General features: G+C 55.0%; 8 protein-coding genes. 3 read left to right on the forward strand and 5 right to left on the reverse strand.

Going from position 1 to position 12,378, the window contains the following annotated elements; genetic code table 11:
* Positions 1-3: 3 nt before the first annotated feature.
* Positions 4-1,119 carry a mandelate racemase/muconate lactonizing enzyme family protein gene (locus OSO_RS0111945; protein ID WP_010583563.1) on the forward strand — a complete coding sequence of 372 codons (1,116 nt, stop codon included), beginning with the start codon at positions 4-6 and terminating at the stop codon, positions 1,117-1,119.
* A gap of 4 nt (positions 1,120-1,123) precedes the next feature.
* Here OSO_RS0111945 and OSO_RS0111950 read toward each other — a convergent pair whose 3' ends face one another.
* Positions 1,124-1,972, reverse strand: coding sequence for an amidohydrolase family protein (locus tag OSO_RS0111950; RefSeq protein WP_010583564.1), 849 nt, complete (start codon positions 1,970-1,972; stop codon positions 1,124-1,126).
* Positions 1,959-3,308 carry an MFS transporter gene (locus OSO_RS43160; RefSeq protein WP_010583565.1) on the reverse strand — a complete coding sequence of 450 codons (1,350 nt, stop codon included), beginning with the start codon at positions 3,306-3,308 and terminating at the stop codon, positions 1,959-1,961. Before OSO_RS43160 ends, OSO_RS0111950 begins: the two co-directional genes overlap by 14 nt.
* Positions 3,309-3,509: 201 nt before the next feature.
* On the opposite strand from OSO_RS43160, the gene OSO_RS0111960 reads away from it, so the two are divergent.
* Both OSO_RS0111960 and araD1 read left to right on the forward strand, forming a co-directional pair.
* Positions 3,510-5,096, forward strand: coding sequence for a N,N-dimethylformamidase beta subunit family domain-containing protein (locus tag OSO_RS0111960; RefSeq protein WP_029246927.1), 1,587 nt, complete (start codon positions 3,510-3,512; stop codon positions 5,094-5,096).
* A gap of 238 nt (positions 5,097-5,334) precedes the next feature.
* Positions 5,335-6,375 (forward strand): AraD1 family protein, encoded by a 1,041-nt coding sequence (araD1, locus tag OSO_RS0111970; RefSeq protein ID WP_010583567.1) that lies wholly within the window; start codon positions 5,335-5,337, stop codon positions 6,373-6,375.
* Positions 6,376-6,526: 151 nt separating this feature from the next.
* Here the strand turns inward: araD1 and OSO_RS43165 are convergent, their stop codons facing one another.
* The 3 genes from OSO_RS43165 to OSO_RS47835 form a co-directional block, all read right to left on the reverse strand.
* The gene (locus tag OSO_RS43165) at positions 6,527-7,450 is read right to left on the reverse strand and encodes a DUF1571 domain-containing protein (RefSeq protein ID WP_010583568.1); all 924 of its coding nucleotides are present in this window, start codon (positions 7,448-7,450) and stop codon (positions 6,527-6,529) included.
* A 536-nt stretch (positions 7,451-7,986) separates the two neighbouring features.
* Positions 7,987-8,442: a BON domain-containing protein gene (locus OSO_RS0111990; protein ID WP_010583570.1), complete on the reverse strand. Its 456-nt coding sequence runs from the start codon at positions 8,440-8,442 to the stop codon at positions 7,987-7,989.
* 395 nt (positions 8,443-8,837) lie between these two features.
* The gene (locus tag OSO_RS47835) at positions 8,838-11,765 is read right to left on the reverse strand and encodes a PAS domain S-box protein (RefSeq protein WP_050986091.1); all 2,928 of its coding nucleotides are present in this window, start codon (positions 11,763-11,765) and stop codon (positions 8,838-8,840) included.
* Positions 11,766-12,378: the final 613 nt, after the last annotated feature.

The following is a 12,378-nucleotide window of genomic DNA, read 5'->3' on the forward strand; positions in this document are numbered from 1 at the left end:
TCGATGAAAATCGAACGCATCGAAGCCATCCCCGTCCGTATTCCGCTAAAAGCTGGACTCACGACTCGGACGGCCCACGGAGTTCATGCCACCTCAGACTATGCCATCATTCGCGTTTATACCGACGAAGGTGTCGTTGGCTTGGGCGAAGCGACTGTCGCCCCGCGATGGACGGGCGAAACCAGTTCGACTTGCCTGAGTCTGATCAAAGAGCTGCTGGCCCCGGCATTGATTGGCCAGAATCCACTGAACATTACGCAGCTACGGCAACGGATGGATCGCGTTGTCAAACTAAACCCATTCACCAAAGCGGCGCTGGAAATGGCGTTTTGGGATATTGCCGGCAAGGTCGCCAATCAACCGATTTGCCGTATGCTGGGAGGTCCCGTCCGGGACACGATGCGAATCAAACTGGTCATCGGCGCCTTCGAAAAGCAAGAAGTCACGGCACTCGCAGAACGCTTTCTGGCAATGGGCGTGACGTGCATCAAGGTAAAAACGGGGATCGATCCCGACGAGGACATTGCCCGCGTGCGTAGGGTCCGCGAAGTGGCCGGCCCCGATATTCCGATCACGATTGACTCAAATTGCGGATGGAATATCACGACCGCTCGACAAACACTGTTGCGGCTCGCCGAGCTGAATATTTTGTTGGCGGAACAACCAATCCCCCCCAACGATCCTGCCGCGATGGCGTCACTGAGGGCCACCTCTCCCATGCCAATTATGGCTGATGAAAGCGTTTTCTCACTGACGGATGCCTGGACCGTCTGCGCTGCGGGTGCAGCGGATATTCTCAGCGTGTATCCCGGCAAACACGGCGGGATCTCCGGCACAGTTGAAATTGCAAATGTGGCCAAGGCGGCGGGCCTGGCGTGTGCTATCGGAAGCAACCTGGAACTTGGCATCGGGACGGCGGCCATGCTACATGTCGCGGCGGCATTGCCCACAATCGACAGTGAACGCTATCCCGCCGATCTGGTCGGACCGATTTATCATGAGGCCGATTTGCTGACGGAACCACTTCAGTTAGGTCCGCCCGCCGCAAAGTGCCCGATGGGGCCAGGTCTGGGGGTGTCCCTCGACGAGCAACAGTTGAAAAAGTGGCGAATCGACTGAAGGCTCAACCAAGCCCGAGTAACGGCAGAGAATCGCGATGGATGAGTCGCTCGAGTGCCGTTTCGTTCAGGCGGGGCAACGCCGTACCGACAAGCATCTGATTCAAATTTCGCAACCCGTCAATCGTCGCCTGCACTGTCGTAAACGGAAAGTCGGTTCCGAACAAGACCTTGTCCCAGACTCCATATTCCTGGACCAGCATCAAACTCTGATAGAGTTGAAACGGACGATAGTGTAAGGCCGACAGGTCGGCATATACGTTGCAGTGCTTGCGGATCACCGCCACACACTCCCCCTCGTAGGGATGCCCTAGATGCGCCAGGATCATCCGCACATCTGGAAAGCGAGCTGCAACCGCATCGGCGTGCCGCGGCAGTGTGCACTCTAGCGGGGCCTGTGAAATGAATGTGGTTCCCGTATGCATCAAGACCGGCAATTGATGTTCCTGAGCATACTTCCAAAGCGGCGTCAATCGCTCATCATCAGGTCGAAACCCTGCGTACATCGGCATCAACTTGATGCCACGTAGCCCCATTTCCTGATGTCCTTCGAACAGCTCGCGTCCCCAATCAGGTTGAGTGGGATCAAGCGACAAGAAACCAATCAAATGGTCGGGGTCCTGCGCGACATAGTCACGGACATCTCGGTCATCAACCCAAAGCCCCGAAAGTCGGGCTTTACCGCCAAACACAATCGTGGTGACATTTGGCACTGATTGGCGCAAATAATCTTCGAAACGAACGGTGAGATCGAGTTCCTCACCCGCTTTCGCTCGTTTGGCCTGCTGGCGGAAATCGTCGGAAAAGTGTTCGGGATATCGCCAGAAGTGACTATGAACATCAATGATTGACATGACTCAACGTCGCCTCGTCATCGTCAGACTCGACGGTCACAAATCGGAAGCAGGACCACAGGATCCCAGCAGCGATCAACACGCCCACATTACCAAAAAAAATCGGGTCCCACTGGGTTCGTCCCGAATATCCGTGCCTTCCAAGCCAATCTGCGACCGCCCCCACCAAGTACTGCGAACTCAAGGCACCGATCACACCACAGGAGTTCATGAGCCCGAACAAGGCTCCGACATGCCTGCCACTGATTCCGATGGCGCACGACCACCAGAGTGGTTGAGTCGATTGCGTCAGGAAACAGGAAATCGCCGTGAACAGCGTCGCAGTCCAAGGGTCGGAAGACATGAGTGCGGTACTGAGAGATGCGGCCGCGAGGAAAAAGGCAAGTCCCCCGACCATTCGTCGTCGCGAGACGCCGGCACCATGGACGACATAGTCCAGAACGACACCGCCAAAAAAGGTTCCGACCGCGGAAAACGCGAGCACCATCGAAGTCATCGAGCCCGTTCGAATTTCTGCGACCCCGCGGCCTTCGATGAGGTACGTCTGGAACCAGGAAAAGTAGATGTAGCTATTGAAGGACGCAAATGACATCAGGACGCTCAGCATCCAGACACTGGGATTCCGTACCACGGCGGCCCAGGGAATCGCTCCATGAACATCCCCTGCCGTAACACGCCGTCCAATGTGTGCCACCTCGGCCGCGTTGACGGACTGATGTGCGGCCGGGTCGTCACGAAACCATCGCCAAAATCCCACAGCCCACACCACACCGACGGCACCGAACGTGGCGAATGTCCAACGCCACCCGATAGTGGCAATTAACCTCGATGCCAATAGCGGCGCAACGGCCCCTCCTGCTTGCGACGCGGCCAGAAGAATCCCTTGAGCTCGTCCTCGCTCTGCATCGGGAAACCATCGCGAAAGCACGCGCGCGATATTCGGAAATGCTCCCGCTTCGCCTGCTCCAAACAAAAATCGCACCGTGATCATGCTGTAGAGGCCGGTACACGCTCCCGTTAGGGCTGTAAACGCGGACCACCAAATTGAGATTCGAGTGAGGACTCGTCGGCCACCGATCAGGTCACCCCAGCGCCCTGTCGGAACTTCAAACAGTCCGTAAGACAACGTGAACGCCATCAGGATGTAGCTCTTATCCGTATGTGAAAGCTTCAAGTCTCTCGAAATGGAAGGCAAAGCCTGTGAGATGCAAATTCGATCCAAGTAGAGCACTCCCGATAGAAGGCAGAGCACCGCAAGTACGAGGAATCGCGTTTTTGTCGGCGGCGCATCAAGTGTCGAGGCGGGAGTCGGACGTTCTGAAGAAGGCTCCTGCATGACCTGTACTTTCATTGGGGCCTGACATCGTTGCGGCCAACCCTCTCATAGACAGGTCGTCGCTGGAAAAGCGGGGAACGTGATTGTTACGCTGCCCGCTGAAGGTATCAAGCAAGGTCTGCTACGGGCTTCCACAACGATCTCGCCGTGATCTTCTTCTGCCAACAATTTCAACTCCGTTCCTCGACGAAAGACCACCGCATGCTGATCGGATATGTCAGTAACGAACGCTATGTCGCACTGGCAAATGTCGACCTGGAATTCGTGAATGCACGCGGTGAATCGTGGGAAGCCCGTTCGCGCGCCACGGGTGCCGTCCACCTCGAACTCCCACCCGGTGACTATACTGTGACACTGCAATGTGCCGGATATGGCGCGAAACGCAGCCAGATCAAATGGCCTGTCACCACGCCGCATCAGTTTCGTCTGCTCAGTGATGGACTAAGCGGCTACGTCTGGCCAAAGTGGGTTCGCGGCGGAGAACTGGGCGAATTTCGTGTGCATGCCGTTGAACAATATCACTTGGAACTCTGGCACTACGGCTGGACTCCCACTCTCGTTCAAAGCCTGGGGTGGTTCGACGAACACGGTCCAAGAGCGACGATGCAGGTCACGCCGGACGGCGACTTCACGCAGACGGGTGTCGAGTGGAATAAGGTGGGATACAGCAGCCCGACGCACAAGCAGTTTGTCGCGGCGCCCGAGCAAAGCGGGTTGTACTACTTCCGAGCGCAGACTCCGTCAGGTCTCAGGTTCTCGTTCCCTTGGATTGTTGCACCAACTCGTCCAAAGGCCCCGTTGGCGGTGCTCGCCAGCAACATCAACTGGAACGCTTACAATAGCTTTGGCGGCCGCAGCAACTACATCCATTCTGACGAATTCCCACCGACACCGACCGTCAACTCGCGATACGACCTGAAACGTTATGCGCAGGCCGAGTTTCTGACTTGGAACTGCCCCAAATACGCCCCACTGTCGTTCGATCGCCCTGAGCCGTTCAATGACATCGATTTCGGCGAGAAAATCACCGACCCCATTCAAGGTCGACAAGCCTGTCATCTGGCGGCGGCGGAATGGCGACTACTCGGATGGCTGGAACATCGCAATTGGCCATTTGATTACTATGCCGAAACGCAACTCGACGACGGAACACTCGACCTCTCTGCCTACCGGGCACTTGTGACCGCTGTACACCCTGAATACTGGACACGGCGGATGTACGACCGTGTCAAGCAGTGGGTCTTCGAAGAAGGCGGGCGACTGTTGTATCTCGGCGGCAACGGTTTGAACTGCGAAGTCGAGCTTCACGGTTCGTCCATGACGGTCCATAACGGCCAGATTACCGGACTCGACGTCGACGGCGTTGGTGGTGAAAGTCGAATGGCGTTAAGACATGAATCGGAAGCGAGTCTGGTGGGAGTTGTGTTTACGCCGCCAGGTGCGATGACGGGTGCCCCGTACCAGGTTGTCGATGCCAGCCATTGGGTATTCGACGGCACAGGTCTAGAAAATGGCGACATCTTCGGGCAGAATTCATTGCACATGCGGTGTCCAGGGGGAGCATCAGGACACGAAACGGACAAGATTTCACCCAGTTCTCCTCCGAACACCCGTTTGCTCGCCAAAGGGATGAACCCGGACGATGGCGGTGCCCACATGGTTCATTTCGAAACCCCGAATGGTGGAGGTGTCTTCTCGGTCGGTTCCATCTCATGGGTGAGCAGCCTGCCGGTTGACGAGCACGTCGCGCAGATCACCGAAAATGCCATACGAAAGTTCCTTCAATAGTCGTGCTGGCATCGATTCCGAGCGATAAATCGACTCAAGTCGCGTCGTTTTTTTCGACCTGGATTGCCGCCACCTTCGAGTCAAGAAACTCGAATTGCAAAGACGGGCGACGGCGAAACAATCCGTCCTCAAGCTCATCCGGCTTTCGATTGCGATACAGCAATGCGATGCCGCATGAGATATCATCAACTCACGAAACAATCATCGCAGCACATTTATTTGCTCAGGAAGATTCATCATGCGACTCGTTCAATTTGTCCTTCCTCACCTTGGTCGTCGGGTGGGTGTCGTCCGCGACCAGGTGGTAATCGATCTGACGTCGACATTGCCGGAATGCCGTACCGTCTATGACCTATTCCAGCGTTCAGTGTCACTGAACCAAAAGCTCGCCGCAACGATCGAAGAGTTGCTTGATCGAGACATCTCATCGCAGTATTCGTACGCGCAGTTATTGTCCGAGGTTCCGGGCGGTACCGAACCATACCTGCTGCCACCACTCGATCACCCTGAGCCATCTCGGCTCATGATCAGCGGCACAGGTTTGTCGCATCTGGGCAGCGTGCAGTCGCGGGATCAGATGCATGGGGGCACTCAGAACGAAGTCCCTCAAACCGATTCCGCGAGAATGTTCGAAATGGGATTGAAAGGTGGACGCCCAGCACAGGACCAACGCGGTGTCGCGCCGGAGTGGTTCTATAAGGGCGATGGCTTCAATCTGCGTGGACCGCAGGCCACGCTCGAAATTCCTGCGTTCGCACTCGATGGTGGAGAAGAACCGGAAATTGTTGGCTGTTACATCATCGATCCGCAGGGCCAACCACGACGTCTTGGGTTTGTTTTGGGCAATGAATGGTCAGACCATGCAACGGAAACGATCAACTATCTGTATCTCGCCCCTTCGAAACTGCGAACGTGCTCGGTAGGGCCTTCACTACAAGTCACGGACGAGTTTTCGGACGTTGCCTTGCGATGCACCGTGTCACGAAACGGCCAGACGATCTATGACAGCGGGGAACTGCGATCTGGCGAAAACCACATGTGTCATTCGCTGCGCAATATGGAAGACCATCACTTCAAATACCCCGAGCATCGACGCCCCGGCGATCTGCATTTGCATTTCTTTGGAACTAGTCGACTGAGCTTCAACTCGCGCGACTGGAAGTATCAAGCCGGAGACGTGATTCGAATTCAGGCTCCAGGCTTCTGCGAACCACTTGTCAACGTGGTTGCGGCGGGACCTCACGACGTTCCCGCACCGTTTGTGATTGAATCCGCATGACAGTCGGCTGAATTCGCAGGGCCATGCGCCGTTTAGATTTGAACGAGGCATATTGACGGTCATGCCAGGGTGCTTGTCTCCGCGAATTTCAATCCACCATCGAGATACGATGAACCGGGTTCGAAGCGAAATTCCCTCGCCCTGACACCATTCAGCGGAAGCCATATTCCTCGTTTTCGCGATCAAAGTCGCGATCAGCGAGCCCCCGATCAAATTGAAGTTTCGCGAACGAATACGATTCGATGAGTGTTGCTTCGTCCAAATCATGTTCGCTGACGGTCGTCAAATCTGCTCGGGGCCATTCGTAGTGGCGCGACTGTACCGGGACGTTCCATTCTTTGTCGATCCAGGTGATCGATTTGCGATAGCAAGGTGAAACGTCTGGCGACTGATACTTTGTGGTCACGAGATGACAAGGACGTCCCTCAATGCTTTGATCCTCACCAAATTCGCACGACGCATAGTTCGCATCAGCCAAGTCTTTTCGATGCACATCCAGCATCATTTCCGTCAATCCGGTCAATCCCGCCATGGTTACGGGATACCGAGAATCGCGCATCGCCAACATGCAATCAACCGAAAGCGAAAACGCTGGGATGCGAGATTTCCACCCTCCATCATGGGCAATCATCTTTCCATCGTTCTGACCATCGATGTAGATCACTTCACGGCCGACATCGCCTTCGAGCCAAAGCAAATAGACACTGAAGGGATTCGAACGGCATTTGATGGCGATCATTTGAGGATCGAGCAACTCACCTTTAACGACCTCACGTTTCGTCAGCGTCGTCGTGTAGTCTGATACCTCTTGGAGAAATTTGTGCCCCTGCTGAAGCAGATCGACTTTTCGGCGTAGATTCTTCTCACCTTCAGGCCCCTCTCCTCGCTCTCCATCGGTCGCCTGCGAACTCGCCGAGACCGCGTCTTCGGAAGTGGTCCGCACGGGTCTTAAAACGGAAATGCTTTCTCGCCCGTCAGATCGAGGAGGCTTCGAAGTGTCTTGAGACAGCCATCCCAACGTGCTGAAGACTATGCCACTCAAAAAGCCGACGGCGGAGATTCCGATGAATTTCATGTTTGCGTCTCCCTGCTGCCTGATCAACGACTCAGCGAGCGCGCCCCGACGCATCGCCCCTCCAGAACGCTCAGAGACAATTTGCATCATCACGGCTGCAAAATCGGCGGCATGCGTCCCCTCTCGACAACTCCAAGATGGAAGAGCCGAAACGCGTGCCGCCGAATTCTATCTCTGAGAATACAGAAATCGGGCCGTCAAAGGCCCGTCCATTCCACCCCTGCGATTCCGAGGATTGTCAGTCGAATTCGACTGCAATCCATTGAGTGGTTTGTCCGTCCTTGACGGCCCATTTCAGGTATAGCATGCGGCGCGCCAATCGTTTTCTTCTCGGCTTTTTGCCATGATTGCGATTGAATAGTAGGAATTGCTGATCGCGCGACTGCCAGACTGATCGTCGATGACGCAGAATGAAGGACAATCAGTTCACATTGCGAAGACTAAGAAAACGAAACAGGTTTGCGCCCCTGAGACGCAAACCTGTTTCGTTTGGAATAACTACGCCAGACGAGGCGATTCATCACGTTCGAATTCATTCAAGAAATGGCGTTCGAGTCGACACCAATTCTGTTGATGATTTCGCGCCCCGCGCGGCAACGCATCGCGATTTGCAGCACGATTTGCAGATGATGATATCGCCGCACCTGGCCGGTCAGAATGACTGCCGATTCCTCGACATCGCAATGAACATCTTGGACCGCAGTACCTGAACTCCGCAGTAAGGCATCGATCTCTGCCAGTGTCAATTCATCGCGTGTCTGGACAGGTTCGGGCTGGAAGGTGCCGTGTTGCGGGGAATCGCATTTTGAAGCGTTAGAGACAACCTGATCGAGCGGAACATTTTCGTTGATCGCTTGTAATATGCGATCAACACGACGCTCGGCAGGCTGAACTTTGTCATCAATGTTTGTGGAATCGCCAGAGTCGATACGACCAGCATCGCGATTCAATGAACGCGAACTTGTCTTAAACGCCGTGGAGGTTTTCAGCATATCTTCGCTCGTGGGGAATTTTTGGCGGTGAATGACGGAACTGCCGACAATCTACGTAAAAGTTTCAAAGGCTCTCGACGACATTTCCGACATGCTGGCTCGTGACGCCCCTGCGAGCGATGAAGCGCAGGAAATCAGCATGATCCAGTGAAACCAGCATCCATGTATGATTCACCGCGGCCAGTCTATGCAGAGGGCGATGTAAAAAGCCAGGAATTCGCGCGTTGTCAATCTTGTAACTTTGACTTTTCGGAGAGAGTCGTTCGACAGAATTCGCGTATTGCAGGACGCGTGCCATTTCACATTAGGATTTCGAACGACTCCGTCATGATCACGGCAGAAATCGAGTCCGCTTCGCGATCCGCCCACACACTCAAAACGAAATCGATGTCCGCTCACAGATCCGACTTGTTTTGTCGGTCGGCCGCCACGAGCAACATGTCGCGCAAGGCATCCAGGCTCGTCGGCTTGATCAAGTGTTCATTGAATCCGGCTTCCAAGCTGTGGGCACGGTCTTCTTCCTGCCCGAATCCGGTCAACGCAATGAGCATGACATCTGCCAGGACCGGAATCGATCGCATCTGACGCGCCGCCTCTAACCCGCTCATCCCGGGCATGGCGATATCCAGAAAAATGAGATCGAAGTCCTCTGCAGTCGCACGTGCAATTGCCGAGGAACCATCAAACTCGACCTCGACATTTTGTCCGAGCGTTTTCAGCATCAGTGCCAGCGTCCGCGCCGACGCTTGCACGTCATCGACGACAAGAACCTTCAGTGTCGGCAACGGCCGGGGTGGTGGTTGTTCGTTCACTTCCGGGGCGGGCGAATCCAGCAACGGCAGTCGAACGACGAATTCGCTACCATGCCCCAGCCCCGGGCTGGTCGCCGAAACTTCCCCGCCGTGCAACTCTACGAGCGTTCGAACGAGCGTCAACCCAATTCCCAACCCTCCATGCGCACGATCGAGCGTCAGTTCGGCCTGGGTGAACAAGTCGAAAATCTTGGCCAGCATTTCTTTCGAGATACCAGGGCCATTGTCTCGAACACGAAACAGAACGTAGGTCCCAACGCGTTCCACAACCAGACTGAGTTCGCCACGGGGATTGGTATACTTGGCGGCGTTGTGGATCAGGTTCGTCAAAATCTGGGCCAATCGAGCCGGGTCCGCATCCAGCCACAGTTCTTCCGCAGGAACCGAGGTGGTGAAGCGATGTTGGCGTTCCGAGATCAATGGTTGAACAGACTCAATCGCCGCCGCGACAACCGTTCCGACAACGACCCGCTCGCGGCGCAGGCGCATTCGGCCCGTGGTGATCCGAGCCAGATCGAGCAAGTCATCAATCAGACGAGTCATCTGACGGACCTGTCGCTGCATGATTCCAAATAGCGCCGCAGAATTGGCGGGGTCGTTCTGAACGGAAGGAAACACCTGAATCGCATTACTTAGAGGAGCAAGCGGATTTCTCAGTTCATGTGCCAACAGAGCGAGAAATCGGTCTTTTCGATGGTGTTCTTCGCGGAGAGCTTCTTCGGCCTGCTTCTGGTCGTGAATGTCGGTGTTCGTGCCCACCCACATGGCAATTTGACTATCGGTGTTATACATCGGCAGTGCGCGGGCCAGGTGCCACCGATACTCGCCGTTGTGTTTGCGGACGCGGTGCTCGATCTCAAGCATGTTTCCGGTCGCAAGTGACTCATTCCAGGCGCGAAGCTGGTTCGAAAGGTCGTCAGGGTGGATCAAGTTGGTCCATCCCCAGCCCAGCAGTTGCTCTACCGGAAGACCTGCGTACTCGAGGAGCATGTGATTCAGATAATCCCACTGGCCATCGGGCTTGGCTGTCCAGACTTTCTGGGGCATACATTCCGAAAGAATTCGAAACCGCGCTTCACTTTCTCTGAATGCGGCTTCGGCACGCTTACTTTGGGATAAGTCAGTGATAAAAATGACGATCTGGTCGCGATCGTCCATCAAACGTGCCGCTGAAATCAAGACCGGAATGTCCGCCCCATCAGGTCGAGAGAACGTTCGTTCAAACGGACGGCAGACCCCATTCTCGTTCAATTCTCGTTTTGCAGCTTCATTCAGAGGGCTTTGCTCACGTGGCGTCCCTTTCCAATTGAGCGACGCCTTGTCCAATTCTGCACGCCGGTAGCCAATCAGCTCTAGAAACGCATCATTCGCTTCGAGAATGGCACCACGTGACGAACCAATTGCGATCCCAATCAGCGGTGTTTCGAATACGCGACGGAAGCGTCGCTCACGTTCGTTCATTTCCTTTTCGTAACGCCGACGCTCGGAAACGTCGCGAAAGACGAAGACGACCCCGGTGATGCGTCCTTCGTCGTCCCGAATCGGTGACGCCGTGTGTTCAATCGGAATGACTGATCCGTCAGTCTGCCGTAAGATGTTGTGACCGGCGAATCCGTTGCCGCGAGTGCGTGCAAGGACCTGACTCACGGGATTCTCAAGTGAGGTCTGGGTCGCTTCGTCAGTAATCGAAACCACCTCTGCAAACGGGCGGCCGATCACATTCCTCGGATGTCCCATTAAGACTTGAGAGACCGGATTCGCCAGTTTTACGATTCCTGTCGCATCCGCAACAATGACCCCATCACCGATGCTCGTCAGCGTTACCCAAAGATTTTGACGTTCCGAATGGGCTGCCGACTCGGCCTGCCGTCGCTTTCGCAATTCGCGTTCCACCAGCATCCAGGCCACAACTGTGATTGCGGCGCCCACAACAACAGCGGCCAGATTCGCAGAGAGCACAACGAACAGACTATTGTTCTGATCGAGAGTGTAAACACTCAGTTGTTGATTTCGTTCGATCTGCAATTCTGTCACAGTCCGAGCAATGCTGGCCCACGCCTCTTTGTCTTCAATCGACGAAATCGTCGCCCGATCCGGTTCGGCATTCGTGGCAGTCCTCATGTCGGCGATGGCACGCAACCGTGACATCTGCTGATTGATCCGTGACGCCATTTCGTCAACGAGGACTGTTTGCCTTTGATCGTCCGAAATCGCGGTACGCAGTAGCGTTACATCGAGTGGAACCTTTGCGGCGGCCGCTTCGTAAGACTTGAGAAGGGAAGCATCGCCCGTCAAAGCATACCCGCGTGCATCTCCATCAGCATCTTTCAATGTCGACAAGAGAGTCTGGGAATGAAGCAACATCTCATACGTACGGTTGATATGGACTTGCCCTGCGTGCAAACCCAGCGTGTTGCGGTGTACAACCAGGCTGTTGAGAATCAGCACGATCAAGACAAGGCTGAAGTTGATGGTGGCAATTGGTCCCAGCGACCATTTTCGCCCATTCATCGCGCCCACCTTTCACGACGCACACTAACGTTCCATCGCGTCGCTCGCCCCGAACGATCCTTCGACGCAAACGACATCGGTATGAGTAGTTGCGTCGCGAATTGAAGAATCGCCAATCGGCTTGAAGTCTCCAACGGAACCGCTTCTCGAACCACGGCAGGGCAGCACGCCGCTGGCAAGCCGGCCACCCAAAAGGGACTTTCGCGACCTTCACCTTCGAAGCGCAGGCGACGGACGGTCGTATCGACAACTCGACACAACTGATGAGCGAAGCATTGTCGTTGAGACCGAATTTCTCGCCATCTGAGGCAGTGTCCGGCGGATGTCAGTGCGGCCCGCATGGAACCGATAGCCTTTGGAGATGTGAGACTAGATACGACAAAGAGAATTGCTTTGATTGGCCGGTTTGGAGCCAATGTATTGGCAGGTTACCGATCACCTACGAAACATCCAACTGCCCGGCAAGGAAGAATTTCGGGTGAAAACGAGGTATTGACGGGAGCAATCGCATGGCGTTGTAATCTGGCTATGTCTTTCCTATGAATGTAGTTATCAAACGCGGCGAACTTTTCAGCAAATCCAGGATGGCATCTCTACAAGCGCAAAATCGCAA

This window comes from Schlesneria paludicola DSM 18645 (genome assembly GCF_000255655.1).
GTDB classification, from domain to species: domain Bacteria; phylum Planctomycetota; class Planctomycetia; order Planctomycetales; family Planctomycetaceae; genus Schlesneria; species Schlesneria paludicola.